The sequence below is a fragment of the Oceanospirillum sediminis genome (assembly GCF_014164585.1).
GTDB lineage: Bacteria > Pseudomonadota > Gammaproteobacteria > Pseudomonadales > Halomonadaceae > Oceanospirillum > Oceanospirillum sediminis.
The window spans coordinates 101527-119468 of record NZ_JACJFM010000003.1 but is presented as its reverse complement, the minus strand read 5'-3'; the positions used below and the strand labels follow the sequence as shown (position 1 = coordinate 119468).

General features: G+C 45.6%; 18 protein-coding genes. All 18 read right to left on the bottom strand.

The window, feature by feature from the left end; translation table 11 throughout:
* Window positions 1-13 precede the first annotated feature (13 nt).
* The 18 genes from H4O21_RS03505 to fliI all read right to left on the bottom strand — a co-directional run bounded on the left by H4O21_RS03505 (window position 14) and on the right by fliI (window position 17910).
* The gene (locus H4O21_RS03505) at window positions 14-1168 is read right to left on the bottom strand and encodes a protein-glutamate methylesterase/protein-glutamine glutaminase (protein WP_182807461.1); all 1155 of its coding nucleotides are present in this window, start codon (window positions 1166-1168) and stop codon (window positions 14-16) included.
* 22 nt (window positions 1169-1190) lie between these two features.
* Window positions 1191-3374 (bottom strand): chemotaxis protein CheA, encoded by a 2184-nt coding sequence (locus H4O21_RS03500; protein WP_182807460.1) that lies wholly within the window; start codon window positions 3372-3374, stop codon window positions 1191-1193.
* A 12-nt stretch (window positions 3375-3386) separates the two neighbouring features.
* Entirely contained in the window at window positions 3387-4172 is a 786-nt protein-coding gene (locus H4O21_RS03495) for a protein phosphatase CheZ (protein ID WP_182807459.1), read from the bottom strand.
* 57 nt (window positions 4173-4229) lie between these two features.
* The gene (cheY, locus tag H4O21_RS03490) at window positions 4230-4607 is read right to left on the bottom strand and encodes a chemotaxis response regulator CheY (RefSeq protein WP_440590218.1); all 378 of its coding nucleotides are present in this window, start codon (window positions 4605-4607) and stop codon (window positions 4230-4232) included.
* Window positions 4608-4690: 83 nt separating this feature from the next.
* Window positions 4691-5419: an RNA polymerase sigma factor FliA gene (locus H4O21_RS03485; protein WP_255487116.1), complete on the bottom strand. Its 729-nt coding sequence runs from the start codon at window positions 5417-5419 to the stop codon at window positions 4691-4693.
* 20 nt (window positions 5420-5439) lie between these two features.
* Window positions 5440-6699, bottom strand: a complete 1260-nt coding sequence (flhF, locus tag H4O21_RS03480; RefSeq protein WP_182807457.1) for a flagellar biosynthesis GTPase FlhF — start codon at window positions 6697-6699, stop codon at window positions 5440-5442.
* A gap of 57 nt (window positions 6700-6756) precedes the next feature.
* Window positions 6757-8877, bottom strand: a complete 2121-nt coding sequence (gene flhA, locus H4O21_RS03475) for a flagellar biosynthesis protein FlhA (RefSeq protein ID WP_182807456.1) — start codon at window positions 8875-8877, stop codon at window positions 6757-6759.
* Between the two features lie 94 nt (window positions 8878-8971).
* Window positions 8972-10105 (bottom strand): flagellar biosynthesis protein FlhB, encoded by a 1134-nt coding sequence (flhB, locus tag H4O21_RS03470; protein WP_182807455.1) that lies wholly within the window; start codon window positions 10103-10105, stop codon window positions 8972-8974.
* Window positions 10105-10896 (bottom strand): flagellar biosynthetic protein FliR, encoded by a 792-nt coding sequence (gene fliR, locus H4O21_RS03465; protein ID WP_182807454.1) that lies wholly within the window; start codon window positions 10894-10896, stop codon window positions 10105-10107. Before fliR ends, flhB begins: the two co-directional genes overlap by 1 nt.
* 3 nt (window positions 10897-10899) lie before the next feature.
* Window positions 10900-11169 (bottom strand): flagellar biosynthesis protein FliQ, encoded by a 270-nt coding sequence (fliQ, locus tag H4O21_RS03460; protein WP_182807453.1) that lies wholly within the window; start codon window positions 11167-11169, stop codon window positions 10900-10902.
* Between the two features lie 18 nt (window positions 11170-11187).
* On the bottom strand, window positions 11188-11931 hold the full coding sequence (gene fliP / locus H4O21_RS03455) for a flagellar type III secretion system pore protein FliP (protein WP_182807452.1): 744 nt from the start codon (window positions 11929-11931) through the stop codon (window positions 11188-11190).
* Window positions 11931-12446: a flagellar biosynthetic protein FliO gene (gene fliO / locus H4O21_RS03450; RefSeq protein ID WP_255487115.1), complete on the bottom strand. Its 516-nt coding sequence runs from the start codon at window positions 12444-12446 to the stop codon at window positions 11931-11933. Before fliO ends, fliP begins: the two co-directional genes overlap by 1 nt.
* 7 nt (window positions 12447-12453) lie before the next feature.
* Window positions 12454-12981, bottom strand: coding sequence for a flagellar motor switch protein FliN (gene fliN, locus H4O21_RS03445; protein ID WP_220495486.1), 528 nt, complete (start codon window positions 12979-12981; stop codon window positions 12454-12456).
* A gap of 36 nt (window positions 12982-13017) precedes the next feature.
* A complete protein-coding gene (gene fliM / locus H4O21_RS03440; RefSeq protein WP_182807450.1) occupies window positions 13018-13992 on the bottom strand; it encodes a flagellar motor switch protein FliM in 975 nt (324 codons plus the stop codon).
* Window positions 13993-14003: 11 nt separating this feature from the next.
* Window positions 14004-14507, bottom strand: coding sequence for a flagellar basal body-associated FliL family protein (locus H4O21_RS03435; RefSeq protein ID WP_182807449.1), 504 nt, complete (start codon window positions 14505-14507; stop codon window positions 14004-14006).
* 83 nt (window positions 14508-14590) lie between these two features.
* Entirely contained in the window at window positions 14591-16030 is a 1440-nt protein-coding gene (locus H4O21_RS03430; protein ID WP_182807448.1) for a flagellar hook-length control protein FliK, read from the bottom strand.
* 57 nt (window positions 16031-16087) lie between these two features.
* The gene (gene fliJ, locus H4O21_RS03425) at window positions 16088-16534 is read right to left on the bottom strand and encodes a flagellar export protein FliJ (RefSeq protein ID WP_182807447.1); all 447 of its coding nucleotides are present in this window, start codon (window positions 16532-16534) and stop codon (window positions 16088-16090) included.
* 20 nt (window positions 16535-16554) lie between these two features.
* A complete protein-coding gene (fliI, locus tag H4O21_RS03420) occupies window positions 16555-17910 on the bottom strand; it encodes a flagellar protein export ATPase FliI (RefSeq protein WP_182807446.1) in 1356 nt (451 codons plus the stop codon).
* Window positions 17911-17942 lie beyond the last annotated feature (32 nt).

Genomic DNA, 17942 nt, shown 5'->3' with positions numbered 1-17942 from the left:
TTAGTTACAGAGCTTATCGCACAACATCAGAGATTAGCCGGGGTCCTAAATCATCCAGGCTCAGAATCTCATTTGTTAACCCTGCTTTTGCAACAGCCATAGGCATACCATAAATAACTGAACTATCCTCATCCTGAGCCCAGATTGTAGCACCCTTTTCTTTCAGCATTCGGCACCCCTCTCGTCCGTCCGCTCCCATTCCTGTCATGATAATACCAAGGATATTACCCAATGCAGATTTTGCCGCAGACCCAAAAGTTACATCAACGCAGGGCTTATAGTTCAGCCTTTCATCTCCAGGGAGAATTCTTACGCAGTTCCCCCTTTTATCCACAACCATTTGCTTCCCGCCCGGAGCCAGTAAAGCCAATCCGGGTTTAATCGGATCTCCGTCTTCAGCTTCTTTTACTGTAATCTTACATAAGCCATTAAGCCTTTCTGCAAACGCTCCGGTAAAAGCAGCGGGCATATGCTGTACTAATAAAACCGGAGCTGGAAAGTCTGCAGGCAAACTGGTAAGAACGGACTGTAATGCCATAGGGCCACCTGTTGATGTCCCGATAGCAACCAGATCATATCGCTTGGGGGAACCCTTCACTACAGCCCTGGAGGGAGCAACTCCCACAGACGTTTTTACAGGCCTGACAGCAAACTGATCAATCGCCGGTTTTGCCATTCGTCTGGAAGGTTCTGCAGGAGCTTTTTCAATTCCTCTGTTTAACCGGCTGCTACGCCCACCTGATGTTAAACTGGCTGACAGACCAGAACGCCTGCTACGGGAAACAGCAATTACTTTCTCACAAAGAACTTTTGCCAGTTCATCCGGTCTTCGGGAAATATCTTCAAAATTTTTAGGCAGGTAATCAACTGCCCCAGCTTCCAAAGCTCCCAGAGTAATTCTGGCCCCTTCATGTGTCAGGGAAGAGAACATTAGTACAGGGGCAGGAGCCTTTTGCATAATTTCACGAACAGCTGAAATGCCATCTAATACTGGCATTTCATAGTCCATAGTAATTACGTCAGGCTTGAGCTCAATTGCTTTTTCAACTGCTTCCCGGCCATTACAGGCTGTTCCTATTGGCTTAATCCGATCATCACTGCTCAACAGTTCGCAGACTCTGCGCCGGAAAAAACCCGAGTCATCTACAACTAATACGGTTATGGGCATATAAAATCCTTAAACCGGTATATTATCGGGTTGAACTGGCGTAGTGCTTAAGCATGCCCGGAATATCCAGAATCAAAGCAATACGGCCATCCCCTGTAATAGTTGCACCTGCCATACCCGGCGTTCCATGCAGCATATCACCAAGAGGCTTAATCACCACTTCTTCCTGACCAATCAGCTGATCAACAACAAAGCCCACTTTCTGAGTCCCTACAGACACAACAACAACATGCCCGCTTTTAAGATCTCTGCTGACATCTGCACCAGGAACAAGCCATTCCTTCAGATAAAACAATGGTAAGGTTTTCTCTCTGATAACCAGAACTTCCTGACCATCAACGATATTTGCCCTGGAAATATCCAGTTGGAAGATTTCATTCACATTCACCAGAGGTAAGGCAAATGTCTGGTCTCCCAACATAATCATCAGAGTCGGCATAATAGCCAGAGTCAAAGGTACCTTAATAATAATTCTGGAACCTTTACCCTCTTCGGACCAGACATTAATTGTACCATTCAGCTGCGAGATCTTAGTTTTTACAACATCCATGCCCACACCACGGCCAGAAACATCCGAAATCTGCTCTTTAGTGGATAAGCCTGCTGCAAAAATAAGATTAAACGCTTCCTGATCAGATAAACGATCAGCTGCATCCTGGTCCAGCAAATTTTTCTCTACCGCCTTCCTACGTAGTACATCCGGATTCATGCCGGCACCATCATCCGTAATAGTCAGCAGAATATGATCACCTTCCTGCTCTGCAGCAAGGACAACCTCACCCACTCTGGGCTTACCTTTTTGTTCCCGTAGATCAGGTAGCTCCACACCATGATCAACCGCGTTTCGCACCAGGTGAATAAGAGGGTCTGCCAGAGCTTCAACCAGGTTTTTATCCAAATCGGTATCTTCACCGATCAAACGCAAATTAATTTCTTTCTTCAGTTTACGAGACAGATCCCGCACAACCCTTGGGAAACGGCCAAAAACCTTTTTAATTGGCTGCATCCGGGTCTTCATAACAGAAGTCTGGAGGTCTGCGGTGACAACATCCAGGTTGGAAACCGCTTTTGCTAACTCAGAATCAGAACTCTCTCCACCCAGGCGTACCAGCCTGTTTCGCACAAGAACCAGCTCACCAACCATATTCATAATATCGTCAAGACGGCTGGTATCTACCCGCACTGTCGCCTCAGCAGCAGGAGCCGCTGCATCCTTTTTCGCCACAACTTTCTTTTCTGCTGCAGGCCTGGCAGGCGAGGGAGTAGCAGGTGTCGAAGCGACTTCAGCAGGAGCTGCTTTTTGCGGCTCAGGTGATTTACTGACGGCAGGAGCGGTCGGAACTGAAGGCTCTGACTTTTGCACAGGAGCACCGCCAGAACCATGCAGTTCATCAAGCAAGGCTTCAAACTCATCATCAGTGATAAGATCATCACCACCAGATGCACCGGCAACACCAGCTGACGACTGAGCTGCAGGAGGGGTATTCTCATTTTCAACAGATGTAGGAGACTGTCCCGCACCATGCAGCTGGTCTAAAAGGGCCTCAAACTCTTCTTCTGTGATATCATCACCACCAGAAGCAGGCACATCTCCAGAAGTACTGACCGGATCGGATGCAGTCGCCGGGGTTGAAGGGGGTCCACCCTCCCCTTGCAGAGCATCCAGAAGAGATTCGAACTCAGCATCTGTAATATCACCTTCGGCATCATTAACAGCAGCAACCGGAGGCTCTGGAACCACCGACTCTTCAACAGGAGCCGCAGGAGGTTCAGTAATATCAGCTCCAGCAGAAACAGGAGGCTCTCCAGCTTCGCTTTCTGGCTGCGCATAGTATTCCAGCTGATTCAATAATTCGGTTTCAGCCGGATCTGGCATTTGTCCCGAGCGAACCTCGTCAAACATTTCATTGACAGTGTCCAGAGCACTTAACACAACATCCATCAGCTCAGGAGTAACCTGCCTCTGGTGTTTACGTAAAGTATCAAATACGTTCTCAGCTACGTGGCAACAATCAACCAGAGGTGTAAGCTGGAGGAAACCTGCACCGCCTTTTACGGTATGAAAGCCACGAAAAATAGCATTTAACAGATCCGGATCATCAGGTGACTGTTCCAGGTCAACTAATTGCTCAGACAGTTGTTCCAGGATTTCTCCAGCTTCAATCAAGAAGTCCTGTAAAATATCCTGATCGACATCAAAGCTCATCCATAACTCTCCTTAAAAACCAAGGCTGGATAGCAAGTCATCAACTTCATCCTGACCTGAAACCACATCCACGCGTTCTTCAGCGTTAATGATTGGCCCTTCAGGAGCATGAGCTTCTGGTTTTTCCCGGTCACTGTCATCATGAGTAATGCCAGAAATTTTATCGACCTGGCCAGCCATACATACCAGGTTAACCAGGTTTTCTTCTATCTCCTGAACTAGGCTGATTACTTTTACAAGAACCTGCCCTGTCAGATCCTGATAGCCCTGAGCCAGAATAATCTCATTAAAATTTCCAGACAGGGAATCAGACTGCTCTTCAGTCTCTCTTAAAAAATCATCAATACGGCGATAGAGCTCCCGGAACTCTTCTGGCTTCATTTCCCTGCGCACCAGTCTAGCCCAGTCCTTCCTGAGCGCCCCGGCCTGATCTCTTAGACGATCGGCAACAGGAGCACTCTCATCAACCTTATCCATTGTCTGATTTGCAGCATCTTGTGTCATTTTAATAACATAATTCAACCTGTCGGTTGCATTTGCCATTTTAGACATCTCTTCTGTAGCCGGGCTTGCAACCCCAACATCAATATGAAAATTAGTGATGGCATCATGCAAGGCGCGAGTAAGTCGTCCAACTTCCAGATATAAATTGCGGTTTCTTTCATCATTGATGCGCTGAATCAGATTCACCGCATCAGAAAGGTTTCCACTTTCAACCTTCTGGATAAGTTCAGAAGTACTTTCCTTGAGAATTTGTTCAAATTCACTTGTTTGCTCACCCGGGCTATTCAGAGCCATAACCAGAAACCTTTATTTAAATGAATATCTGTCTACCCGCAAATCAGAAACTGAACTTTATTTCTGCTCAAGACGTTCAAAGATTTTATCGATCTTTTCTTTCAACACTGCTGCAGTAAACGGCTTAACGATATACCCGTTCACACCTGCCTGAGCCGCAGCAACAATCTGCTCACGTTTAGCTTCAGCAGTCACCATCAAAATCGGTATATCCTTAAGTTTAGGATCTGCTCTGCAGGTTTTCAGCAAATCAAATCCTGTCATCCCGGGCATATTCCAATCAGTTACCAGAAAATCAAAATTACCGGTCTCCAGCATTGGCAAAGCCGTCAGGCCATCATCTGCTTCATGTGTATTGGTGAAACCAAGATCACGTAACAGGTTTTTCACAATTCTTCTCATCGTGGAAAAATCATCCACAATGAGAATTTTCATATTCTTATCCAAGGCAACCTCCACTCACCTATTTGCCACTACTAGAATACTACAAATATGTATATATCAAAGAGTTAAAATAATTATTTCCACTCACTCAATCGACTTCTCAGCCTCAGAGCGGCCTGACTGTGAATCTGACTGACTCTTGATTCACTAACAGACAAAACAGCCCCAATTTCCTTAAGGTTCATACCCTCAGTATAATACAGAGCCAGAACCGTCTGTTCTCTCTCTGGCAATTCAGAAATAGCACCAGCCAGAGCCCCCTGAAACGCATGCCCCTCTACCGATTCAAAAGGCTCTTCAGATTCTGAATCAGGAATATCAAAGCTGTTATCTTCCTGATTTGTAATCTCATCAAAACTAAAAAGTTTAGTGCCAGCTGAATCCTGAAGATATCCATTATATTCGTCCAGACTGACTCCCAGCTCTTCAGCCACTTCTTTATCCCTGGCATCTCTGCCTGTGCGAGACTCGACAGCCTTAATCGCATCACTGACTCGTCGACTGTTTCTATGTACAGACCTTGGAGCCCAATCATACCGACGAACTTCATCAAGCATAGCCCCTCGTATACGTATCGAGGCATAAGTCTCAAAACTGGCACCTTTAGAACCATCAAACTTCTGTGCAGCTTCAATCAAACCAATCATGCCAGCCTGAATTAAATCATCCAGAAGGACACTGGATGGCAAGCGGCCCATCAAATGCTGAGCTACCTTTTTAACCAGCCCGGCATGCTTCTCTACCAGGTTGCTTCGCTCATTCTGGGAGTTATACATCCCAGAGTTCATCATTACCAGAGCCATAAACTAGTGCCCCCCAATAATCAATCACCCGCTTCCTGCATTTCGAGCAACTCAAGACTTCTGCCCACAAGGTAGTGACTATCACCACTACGTAAGTCATCTGGTATTCTCTGACCTTCTGAAATGTAAGTGACAGGTAAGCGATTATCAGCAATCAGGCTCATAGCTTCACCACCACTAACCGCCTCATCCAGCTTAGTCACCACGCACCCATTCAGCCCCTGAGGTTTATATAAATCATAAGAAGACTGGAGCACACTGGCCTGACTGGTAGCACTGACAACCAGATACTTGCGTATCCGCGTTGATGCTGATTCAAGCATTCTGAACTGATCATTCATAGCCGGGTCATGGCTATTCAACCCAGCAGTATCAATTAAAACGAGTGCTTTGCTTTTCAGGGCTTTCAAAGCACTTTCAAGCGGGTTTCTTTCATCAACGACTCTGACTGGCACACCCAGTATTCTGCCAAAAGTTCTTAACTGCTCATATGCGGCAATACGGTAACTGTCTGTTGTCACCAGAGCAATATTGTCAGCACCATGCTTCAACACATAGTCCGCAGCCAGTTTCCCTATTACGGTTGTTTTACCTGCTCCGGTTGCGCCGAGAAAAGCAACGACTCCTCCCTGCTCAATAATATCTGAAGATCCGGACATCACACCAGAACGTAACTGCTCGACAGCCTTACTCCATGCATCAGCAAAACGCGCACTGTCGTCCAGAGCAATGGCACTGATTATGCGCTGAATAAAGGCCTCTGAAGCCCCCATCCGCTTAAGCCTCTTCTGAACCATTGCCTCAACGGGCTTTCGCTCTGCCATAGACTCTTTCATCTGCTCACGGAGTAACTCCCGTAAACCCTGAATTTCAGATTGCATAGCCTTCATAGCTGCACTTTCATCACTTCTTCGCTGCGTGCCGCCCAGAGCCCCTACCATAGCTTCCGCATTATCTCTCTGTGAAAGTGACTGGTTCTGCCTTTTAAGCTGGGCACTGGCATCAGAGACAATGCCTGAATCATCCTGAGCCTGATCAATAACATCCCTGGCTTTTGCCAGAGCATCTGCCAGGGACTCTGTAAGTGCATCAGGCTGATCTTCAGATAAACCACTGGCAGGCTGACGCAGAACACTCGCGTCATAGTCCACTGCAGTAACGATCTCAACACCACCTGCAACTTTATTGTTCGATAAAATCGCAGCATCAGAGCCAAACTCTTCCCGTACCAGTTTCATCGCCTGGCGCATATCCGGAGCAAAAAAACGTTTGACCTTCATACTATCCAATATCCTTCAATTCAGGCATTACGAAACATTCCCATACTACGAGTAAGTTTATTGTTGTCCAACCGTAGCCACAATAGTAATTTGTTTATTGTCAGGAATCTCCTGGTACGACAGCACATGGACCGGTTGAGCACTATAGCGAACAAAACGGGCAAGCACCTGCCGTATAGGAGCGGCAACCACCAGCACTGCCGGATTCCCCATCATTTCCTGTTGCTGTGCAACCTCAGCCAGCGATTGCTGTAAACGCTCTGCCATAGCAGGCTCCAGCACAAGATTATCTTCAACATTTGACTGGGCCGCCTGCTGTACTGATTGTAGCAAAACCTGTTCCAATTGTGGCTCTAATGTAATAACAGGCAAATCAACCCCGGGACCACAAATAGACTGAACAATTGACCGGGATAGTGCAACACGCACAGCAGACGTCAGCTGACCAATATCCCGAGTTGACTGGGCTGTCTCTACCAAAGCCTGAGCAATGGTTCGAAAATCACGGATAGACACACTTTCCTGCAACAGATTCTGGATAATTTTCAGCAACTGATTCAACGAAAGACTATCTGGCACTAACTGCTCAGAAAGCTTAGGAGAACCTCTTGATAATCCATCCATAAGATGCTGAATATCATCATGCCCTATAAGCTCATGGGCATAATTCTGCATAATCTGATTCAGCTGAGTAGCAACAACAGTACTGGAGTCAACAACAGTGTAACCTAAAGCCTGAGCTTCATCCCGATCCTGGGCTTCAACCCAGATAGCGTCCAGCCCGAACGCGGGATCTTTACCAGCGATGCCTGGCACCTCACCAAAAACTTGCCCAGGATTAATTGCCATTTCCCGGTCAGGATAAACTTCAGCTTCAGCAACAACAACACCTTTAAGTAAAATACGATACGCTGTTGGCGAAAGCTCCAGATTATCCCGTATATGAACAGAAGGTACCAGAAAACCCAACTCTTGCGACAATTTCTTTCTGATACCTTTAATTCGCCCTAAAAGCTGTCCCCCCTGGTTTTTATCAACCAGAGGAATGAGCCTGTAACCCACCTCAAGCCCTAACAAATCAACCATAGGCACATCACCCCAGCCCAGCTCTTTCTGATTCACAGTTTCAGCATCAGGCAAAGGCATTTCCATCTCTTGCTTTTTCTTCTCTTCTCTTTCTTCCGCTTTTTTCTTTTCGCCGAAGTAATTGATTGCCCAGGCACCACCACCAGCGATTGCGGCCAGACTCAGGAAAACCACATGCGGCATTCCCGGAATAACACCCAGCACAACCATAATTACCGCAGTAACAAGCAATGCCTGGGGGGAAGCAAACATCTGTCCGGTAACCTGCTGACCGATGCTTTCTGAACTGTTCACACGTGTCACCATGATGGCGGCAGCAACAGAAAGTAATAACGATGGAATCTGAGCGACCAGGCCATCACCTATCGTCAACAATACATATTTCTCCAGAGCATCTGAAAACTCCAGAGAATGCTGCATCATACCGATGCCTAAACCACCAATAACGTTAATAACCAGAATAAGAATACCTGCAACGGCATCACCCCGGACAAACTTACTGGCACCATCCATAGCCCCGTAAAAGTCAGCCTCATTAGCCACATCTTCACGACGTTTTTTAGCTTCATCCTGATCAATCAGCCCCGCATTGAGGTCGGCATCAATAGCCATCTGTTTACCGGGCATCGCATCCAGTGTAAAACGAGCGCTTACTTCAGATATTCGACCTGCACCCTTAGTGATCACAACAAAGTTAATAATCATCAGAATCAGGAATACGACCAGACCAACAACGTAATTACCGCCAATCAGAACAGCTCCGAAAGCCTCAATAACCTTACCGGCAGCATCACCACCTTCGTGGCCATTCAGAAGTACAATACGTGTTGAGGCTACATTAAGTGCCAGCCTTAGCAGTGTCGCAACCAGAAGAATGGTTGGAAAAACAGCAAAATCCAGCGGCCGCAATGAATATACAGCCACTAGCAGAATAATGATTGATAAAGCGATATTAAAGGTAAATAAAAGGTCCAACAGAAAAACAGGCATGGGCAAAGTCATCATGCCCAATAGCACAAGGATCAGTACAGGAATCCCCAGCCCACTATAAGGGAAACTCCGTATTTTGTTGAAAACTTCTGTCTTTTCCATTTTGCCCTTGCTCTGGCAGCGATTAATCGTATTAATGCTAATGCTACCAACAATACTATATCAGGCATAGTTGTTAGCAACTGCTTAATTTATTTTACTTTTTGTACTCATCCGGGATATCAGGCGACGGAGCTTTCCCCGGGTGCGAAGCCTTACCCTTAGAGGACTGCTTCAACTGATAAACATAAGCCAGCACCTGAGCAACGGCCATATACAGACCTTCAGGTATTGATTCACCTATTTCAGTACTGTAATAAATCGCCCTGGAAAGTGGGGGAATTTGCAATACAGGTATATCGTTAGCATCAGCAATCTCTCTGATTTTAAATGCGACTTCATCCCCACCTTTAGCAAGTAACTCCGGAGCCCCCATCTGTCCATCTTCATATTTCAGAGCTACAGCAAAATGAGTCGGGTTGGTAATCACGACATCTGCCTGAGGAACATCAGACATCATTCGACGGTTCGCCATCTCACGTTGCAACTGTCTGATTCGCCCTTTAACTTCAGGTTTACCTTCAGTATTTTTCATCTCATCCTTGACTTCCTGAAGGGTCATTTTCATTTTCTCATTATGTTGATAGAGCTGAAATGGCACATCAATTAACACAATCAGAATAAGCGAGCTACTAATCCAGATAGCGACCCAGGCCAGAATTTCTACCATCCTACCAAAGGCAAACTCAGGAGCCATCCAGGAAAGAGATGGCAACTCTAATTTATAGGCATGAAACACCAGATAGGCAGAGACTCCGACAACAGCGACCTTGCCTATCGACTTTACGAGTTCAACCAGAGAGTTCAGAGAGAAAAGTCTTTTAATACCTTCAATGGGATTTAAACGACTAAACTTCGGAGTCAGCGCTTCAGTACTGAAATTCCATCCGCCTAAAGAAATCGGAGCAATCAATGCAGCTAGCACCAGAACAGCCATCATAGGCAATAACCCCAGAATAGCTTCTTTAACGGACTGTGTCAGATGCCTGAACATCCCCTGCGTATCAAAAATATCTTCTCGGTTAATGGAAAAATTATAATGAAAGATATCCAGAATAACATCAGCAATTCCAGGACCAAAAACAAGCAGAGACCCGGCTGCGACCAGCGTTAACAACATGGTATTAAGATCTTTTGATCTGGGAATATCTCCTTTTTTCCGGGCTTCCTCTAGCCGTTTGGCGGTGGGTTCTTCGGTTTTCTCCTGCCCGTCTTCATTTTCCTTTGCCATTAGTGAACAGCCCTCGATTCAATCCAGTCCCTGAGGAACCCCAGACCATAGTCAAAAACCGCTTCAAAATGGTCAGTAATTGTAGTGAGTCCAATCCAGGCTATCAACAAGCTGAATGTCATCATAAATGGGAAGCCAAGAGAAAAAACATTCAGCTGTGGTGCGGCACGGGTAACGATACCCAAACCGGCCTGGACCATCAACAGAGCAGTGATACCCGGAATAACAATCAGGAAAGATGCGGCAAACAACCACCCTCCCATATTAGCTATCTGCCAGAAGAACTCCTGATTTACACCTGCGAAACCTATAGGAATCATCCTGAAACTATCCGCCAGTATTTGTATCAGGGCCAGATGTCCATTCATCGAAACAAACAACATATTTCCGCCGATAACAAGAAACTGTGCGATAACAGTCGAATTAACACCGTTCGCAGGGTCAGCCATAGAAGCAAAACCCAGTCCTGCCTGCATCGCATAAATTTGCCCTGCCAGAGCAAACACCTGATACACAATCTGGACAACAAAACCAAAGGCAACCCCAATCATAACTTCCTGAGCAATGAGTAAAAACGCCTCAACACTGACCGGGTCAATCTCAGGAACAGGGGGTAACAGCGGCATAACCATCAAGGTAATCATTACAGATAAAGCAAGCCTCATATTTGCAGGCAACATCTGTGAGCCAATAAGAGGAATAGCCATAAAGAAGCCGGTAATGCGAAACAGAGGCAGTAAAAATCCAGCCACCCATTCCACAATCATACTATCTGTAATTACAGCAGGCACAGGTCAGCCTATGAGAAATGGAATATTGGTGTATAAACGCGTTGCAAACTCTGACAATGACCTGACCAGCCACGGGCCCGCAATCACAATAGCCAGCAAAGTAGCAAATAAACGAGGCAAAAAACTCAGCGTCTGCTCATTAATCTGGGTTGCCGCCTGAAATACACTGATAATCAGGCCAACCAGAAGACTAGGAACAACCATAACAGCGACAATGAGCATAATAAGAAACATTGCCTCACGGAGAATATCTACGACTACAGATGGTGTCATATTCTGGCTCCCTACCGGCTATCCGGCACCGAAACTCGATGCAAGAGTTCCCATCACCAAAGCCCACCCATCAATAAGAATAAACAGCATAATTTTAAATGGCAGAGAGATAATAATAGGAGAAAGCATCATCATACCCATTGCCATCAGAATACTGGCAATTACCAGATCAATAACAAGAAATGGAATAAAGACAATAAAACCTATCTGAAAGGCAGTTTTCAATTCGCTGGTCATAAAAGCAGGTACAAGGATACTAAATGGAATATCCTTTGCTGATGCAAACTGTTCATAACCTGCAATACGTGCAAACAGGTCAACATGATCTTCCCGGGTCTGAGCCAGCATAAACTCTGTAATAGGTTTTTTAGCCCGCTCAACAGCATCCAGCGCTTCTATACTCTCATTCAGATAAGGCTGAAGGGCATCAGCATTAATCCTTTCCCAGACCGGAGTCATAATAAAAAAAGTCAGGAACAGCGCAAGACCAATCAGAATTTGATTTGAGGGAGACTGCTGCAACCCCAGAGCTTGCCTGAGAATTGCAAAAACGATGATAATCCTTGTAAAAGACGTCAGCATAATCAGTGCGGCAGGAATAAGAGTCAGAGCCGTCATGATGGCCAGAATCTGAATTGTCACAGTATAACTCTGTGAACCATCTTCTCCTGTCACCATAGTAACAGCCGGAATTCCTGTTTCAGCCATAACTCCCTGGCTGAAGAACATAAAGCCGGACAGTATCAAAAGTAAACGCAACATCAATCCTGATCTCTGTTTTTAGCTCTGTCTTTCATAAACTGCTGTAATACGCCCTGAAATTTATTATCTTCAGGCTGATTGTCAGAACAAACCGGTTCTGAAAAAACATGCAGGCAATTGACCCCTGATGATCCTGAAGCAACCACCATCTGAGTACCATAAATATCAATTAGCATTAGCTTATCCCGCCCTCCAAGAGGCAGTACGGATAGTATCCTCATTTGTTTCTGATTAACAGATATTCCGGCAGGTGCAAACCGCTTAACAAACCATGCAAGAATAAAAATCAATAAGAGGACAAGTGCGAGTGATAAGGCGACACTTTCCAGATTCCGGTTAATATGATTCTGATCCGAGAAAATGCTTTTTTTTTCTGCGCCAATCAATAAAGAGGTGTTTGAACCCGCACCATCCACTACAGCTTCAGGGGAGGCCGAAGAAACAGATTGAGCCCATGTTACCGGGCTCAATGCTGATAATAAAATAATCAGGAAAATTGATAAAAAAAATCGCATTTTCAAATTAGCGTAGCTTTTTAATTCGTTCTGATGGACTGACCACATCAGTCAGACGGATACCAAATTTTTCATTTACCATGACCACCTCACCATGCGCAATCAAAGTGCCATTGACTTTAACATCCAGAGGTTCACCTGCCAGCCGGTCCAGCTCGATCACCGACCCCTGATTAAGCTGTAACAGATTGCGAATGGCGATTTCAGTACTGCCAACTTCCATAGCAATGGTAACAGGGATATCCATAATGACATCCAGATTCGGATTATCATCATCCATCGACATAGAGCCACCATCATCTTCCAGATATTCCAGAGGGGCAGATTCTATATCATCCTCAGAAATCCCTTCAGATTCTTCCTGCTCTGATAAAGCAGCCGCCCACTCATCATCTGAACCATCAGCACTCTGCTCATCCATCGCTGCAGCCCAGTCATCGGCATCACCAGCTTCAGTTTCAGTCTGCTCATCCATAGCTGCAGCCCAATCATCAGCCATTTCATCCTGGTTTACTTCGTTATTTTCATCACTCATAGATCACCACCACTCAATTCCATAAAGCCACTGGCTTTAGCGCTGAAGCTTAACCTGCTCGACTATTTTTAAGGCCATATTTTCTCCGGAGCGCCCCAGCTTGCATTTAAACGTAGGAATATTATTTGCCAGCAAGGTCACATGTTCAGGCATATCAACAGGGATAATATCGCCCTCCTCCAGACCCATAATTTGCCCCAGAGCAATTTCCCTTTCTACCACTTTAACATTTAAAGGAATCTTAGCTTCCATAACGTCCTGACGAAGCGCTCTCACCCAACGTTCATCAACATCATCCACATCACTCTGAACACCAGAATCAAGCTCCTCCCTGACAGGCTCAATCATAGAATAAGGCATAGTGATATGCATATCACCACCACCACCATCCAGTTCAATATGGAAAGTGCTGACAACTACGACCTCACTTGGACTTACAATATTTGCCATTGAGGGGTTTACCTCAAAGCCGATATATTCAAAGTTCAGTGGAAGAACAGAACTCCAGGCCTCTTTCAGATCAACAAAGACCTGTTCCAGAACTTTCTGAACCGTCCGAATCTCAGTCGGCGTAAACTCCCTGCCCTCAATCTTGGCGTGCCGCCCATCGCCGCCAAAGAAATTATCAACCAGTTTAAAAACCAGTTTGGCATCCATTACAAACAAGGCCGAACCTCTTAGCGGCCTCATTTTTACCAGATTAAGACTGGTAGGTACGAACAGAGTATGAACATATTCCCCGAACTTCATAATCTGTACACCACCAGCCGTTACGTGAGAACTTCTTCGCAACAGGTTAAACAGACTAATACGTGTATAACGGGCAAAACGTTCGTTGATCATTTCCAGGGTGGGCATACGCCCACGAACAATTCTGTCCTGACTCGTGATGTCATATGACTGCACATCTCCGGCATCAGACTCTTCCTCTTCTGTCGGTAGATCATCATCCTCTACACCATGCAGAAGAACATCAATTTCATCCTGAGACAGGAGATCCTGCATTGACATATTTTATGCCCCTACTGCATTACAAAGTTTGTAAACAGAACCTCATCAATTGTGGCTCCGTTACCATATTTAGCCAGTACTTCCTGAACCGCCTGGGTTGCAGCCTGACGCATTTCTTCTTTACCTTCCGGAGTTTGCAGGCTCTCAAAATCCTGCTTACCGAAAAGAACATTCAGATTATTTCTGATAACAGGGCTATGTTGTTCTACCTGTGACAAAGCACTTTCAGACTGAGCCTTTACCGCAACGTAGACCTGCATAAAACGCTGCTTTCTACCTGCATGGAAATTAATAACAAAAGCTGGTTCCATAGCATAATAGACAGAATTACTAGGGGTTATCTGCGGACCTGTTGGTACTGCAGCTGCTGCAGGAGCATTATTTTCCATTCCCGGTATTTTACCCATGAAAAACAGTGCCCCTCCTACCGCTGCCGCAATAGAAAGCAAGACAACCACAACAATGATAATGATTGTTTTCTTACTGCTTTTTTTTTCTTCGTTCAAATCTTCCATTTCAGGCCCCTTGATTTCTAACTAATAATCTGAGTTATCAAAAAGTTAGCTGATATAGTAAATTAAATCAGGTCGTCCTGATACTAGGCAAAATAATCAACCAGTCCAAGAGCCTGATGCCTCTGGATATGCATAGATGTATTCTGAACAGACTCTTCATCAGTTAACGAAGCCCCTGAATTCCCACTATCAGAGAAAACACCACTATCAGCAAAATGTTCATCCGGCTGCTCAGACAAGGACTGATCAGAAACCCCTACATCACCCAGAGTCAGCCCAGACTCATCCATCATCTCTCTTAACTTTACAATCTGAGACTCTAAAGCCTCCCTTACCCCTTGATTAGGACTATGGAACTGGATATTTGCTACATCATTAACAACTTTCACCCTTACCTCAAGCGCTCCTAACTCCTGAGGATCAAGTTTTATCTCTGCAATCTGCATATTTTTCGAACGCATCATCATAATGCGCTCTGAAAGTGCTTCAGTAGCACCGGGCTGTCCGGGTAACCCCCTTAGCACCGGTAGCTGATGCCCCCCGGAGTTCTGGGCACTCTGGGGGATATTACCTGTAGCAGACGTTATACCTGATAACGCCCCATTAAGAGAAGAAACCTCACCGGAAAAAACAGAGGAAAATCCAGAACCAGAGTCAATGCGAGCACCTACGCGCGCCGTCATTATCTGCTCCATCAATTTTTCCTTACTTAAATTTTCCTCCATAGCTTCCTGGTCAGCCTGCTTACCACTCAACAGCTTATCTACCAGATTAGCCATTGAACTGCCCTTGCCTTCATTTTTATCGCCAGAGTAAGCACTGCTCTCTTTAACCTGCCCCGTATCTTTTGACTGATTAACGGAAACATTCTGCGTCATCTGAAGCAGCTGCTGAAAAGCCATAGGGTTATCCATCAAAGCCAGAATTTCGGCCCCTAGCTCATCATCCTGCAGCCAGTTTTCCAGCTCAGCCATGAATTGCTCTGGTGATTCAGCCAAACGATCAAATTCGGCCTCTGACAGCTCCGTTTTTTCCAATATCAGCTTTTTCAACTCATTCTGGTCCAGGCCCAGAGACTCCAGCTCTTCTGACAGATTTATTCCTTCATCATCAATAGAGTCTTCGGAAGAAGCTTTAGCTGATAACTCCGAATCACTTACAGACGAGACTGTATCAGATCTGCTATCAACGTCCGAGAGCCTTGCTCTGGGAGCATATTCACTGTTTGCCGATACACCTGAGCCAGGAGAAGAGTCCCGTTTTCCCGGTGCATGGGCATCTGCAATCCGATCAGATCTCCCAGGCAAACTATTACCGCCTGACGGACGGTTATTGCCAGGGGCAGAAAAGTCTTTACGTTCTGACACACCTCCGACTTGCCGCTGCTGATTATATTCAGCAGAGAAAGAGCTGAAAGTATCCTGAAAGCGCATGCCAGTGTTATTAGCTTTTACTTTTTGCCTACCCTGGCCAGAGGCAAGAAACTCTGACACAGATATAGATTGAGCTTGATGTAAAGCCATATGACCACCTGATATTTTTCATTTATCAGGTTATTCAGCAAGGCTCATGCCATATTGTTAAGACGTTTTATTTCTGAAATGCATCATGCCTGATAGCTCATCAAACACTTTTTGCTCCTGTTTGTCTGCAACCAGCTTTTCCTCTTGCTTTGCTTTATCAACCAGACTTTCAAAAGCTTTCAATTCTCCACGGGTCTTAAGCCAGTACGCCTGCACCTGTCCAACCTGCTTTTCCAGTTCAGATATATGCTTTTCCTGTTGCTCTGCAGCAGAGTTAAGGTGCGACATGAACCCATAATAGCGTCTCAGATCACTGCCTTTGACCCCCTGACGCCCTGCATCAGTAATTTTCTGATGGTATTCCACTTCAAATTCATTCAGCTGGCTTTTTTTCTGCAATTCACTCTCAATTTTATTTTTAAGCACTCCCAAAGCCGTTGCCGCATCATTTTCTTTTTTCTCGGCCAGGGTCATAATGTTTTTCAATCGCTCAGAACGCTTCATGGGATCTCTCCTGACTCACACTACGGTTTTTTTTCCGGAGAGTTTTCAGAGTAATTCATCAACATGTGCATTTGCTGAAAACTGGAAACACTATCCACTTTTTCTCTAAGGTTTTGCTGCAGAAACTGCTTCATGACCGGCATCATCGTTATAGCCAGATCAATCTCCGGGTCAGAACCCTTAGAATAAGCTCCAACACTAATCAGATCCTTACTCTGCTGATATCTTGCATAGATCTGTTTAAAACGGTACGCACTTTTAAGATGCTCTTCAGAAACAACCTGAGGCATTACTCGACTGATTGAAGCTTCCGGGTCAATGGCTGGATAATGCCCTTCTTCTGCCAGGCGACGAGATAAAACAATATGCCCATCCAGAATAGCCCTGGTAGCGTCAGCAATAGGGTCCTGCTGATCATCGCCTTCTGTCAGCACAGTATAAAACGCAGTAATTGAACCGCCAGTGCCTTCTTTACCATTACCTGTTCTTTCAACCAGCTGAGGAATTTTTGCAAATACGGAGGGAGGGTAACCTTTGGTGGCTGGAGGCTCCCCAACAGCCAGAGCAATTTCACGCTGAGCCTGAGCAAATCGAGTCAGGGAATCCATTAGCATAAGGACTTTTTTACCCTGATCACGGAAGTACTCGGCAATCGAGGTCGTTAACATCGCAGCACGCAGCCGCATTAATGCTGAATCATCAGCTGGCGAAGCCACCACAACAGATCGGGAGAGACCTTCTTTACCAAGAATCTCTTCAATAAATTCTTTTACCTCTCTGCCCCTTTCACCCACCAGCCCCACAATAATAATATCGGCCTCAGTAAACCGGGTCATCATACCCAGCAGCATACTCTTGCCCACACCACTACCTGCAAACAGTCCTAACCGCTGCCCCTGACCCACTGCAAATAAAGAGTTAATACAGCGTATTCCAACGTCAAGCGTCGCATCAATAGGTTTTCTGTCCAGAGGATTAATAATTTTACCATGCAGCGTGGTTGTCTCTTTTGAGGCAATAGGCCCTCCGCCATCAATAGGCTCACCAATACCATTCAGTACTCTTCCTAATAACTCAGGCCCCACGGGGATGTTCATGGCCTTATCATTAGGAATAACCCGGCCTCCCGGCTTCAACCCTTCTGCGACACCTACCGGCATTAAGAACAGCCTGTCCTCAGAAAAACCAACCACTTCCGCTTCAACAAAAGCACCAGATGAGGTTTCAACCGAACAGTAACTCCCGACAGGCAGATCACACCCTACAGCCTCCAGCGTTAGCCCAACCATCCGTATCAAGCGACCTTCAGACTTTAATCTGGGTTTCAGCGATACAGAAGGCTGATAGCGGACAAGACGTTCAGCTAAGTTGCTCATTATTTTCTCCGGAAGCAGTAACTTTATCCATT

Coding starts and splice junctions, on each gene's coding strand:
- H4O21_RS03505 (WP_182807461.1), bottom strand. CDS start 1,168: ATGCCCATAACCGTATTAGTTGTAGATGACTCGGGTTTTTTCCGGCGC.
- H4O21_RS03500 (WP_182807460.1), bottom strand. CDS start 3,374: ATGAGCTTTGATGTCGATCAGGATATTTTACAGGACTTCTTGATTGAA.
- H4O21_RS03495 (WP_182807459.1), bottom strand. CDS start 4,172: ATGGCTCTGAATAGCCCGGGTGAGCAAACAAGTGAATTTGAACAAATT.
- cheY (WP_440590218.1), bottom strand. CDS start 4,607: ATGAAAATTCTCATTGTGGATGATTTTTCCACGATGAGAAGAATTGTG.
- H4O21_RS03485 (WP_255487116.1), bottom strand. CDS start 5,419: ATGGCTCTGGTAATGATGAACTCTGGGATGTATAACTCCCAGAATGAG.
- flhF (WP_182807457.1), bottom strand. CDS start 6,699: ATGAAGGTCAAACGTTTTTTTGCTCCGGATATGCGCCAGGCGATGAAA.
- flhA (WP_182807456.1), bottom strand. CDS start 8,877: ATGGAAAAGACAGAAGTTTTCAACAAAATACGGAGTTTCCCTTATAGT.
- flhB (WP_182807455.1), bottom strand. CDS start 10,105: ATGGCAAAGGAAAATGAAGACGGGCAGGAGAAAACCGAAGAACCCACC.
- fliQ (WP_182807453.1), bottom strand. CDS start 11,169: ATGACACCATCTGTAGTCGTAGATATTCTCCGTGAGGCAATGTTTCTT.
- fliP (WP_182807452.1), bottom strand. CDS start 11,931: ATGTTGCGTTTACTTTTGATACTGTCCGGCTTTATGTTCTTCAGCCAG.
- fliO (WP_255487115.1), bottom strand. CDS start 12,446: ATGCGATTTTTTTTATCAATTTTCCTGATTATTTTATTATCAGCATTG.
- fliN (WP_220495486.1), bottom strand. CDS start 12,981: ATGAGTGATGAAAATAACGAAGTAAACCAGGATGAAATGGCTGATGAT.
- fliM (WP_182807450.1), bottom strand. CDS start 13,992: ATGTCAATGCAGGATCTCCTGTCTCAGGATGAAATTGATGTTCTTCTG.
- H4O21_RS03435 (WP_182807449.1), bottom strand. CDS start 14,507: ATGGAAGATTTGAACGAAGAAAAAAAAAGCAGTAAGAAAACAATCATT.
- H4O21_RS03430 (WP_182807448.1), bottom strand. CDS start 16,030: ATGGCTTTACATCAAGCTCAATCTATATCTGTGTCAGAGTTTCTTGCC.
- fliJ (WP_182807447.1), bottom strand. CDS start 16,534: ATGAAGCGTTCTGAGCGATTGAAAAACATTATGACCCTGGCCGAGAAA.
- fliI (WP_182807446.1), bottom strand. CDS start 17,910: ATGAGCAACTTAGCTGAACGTCTTGTCCGCTATCAGCCTTCTGTATCG.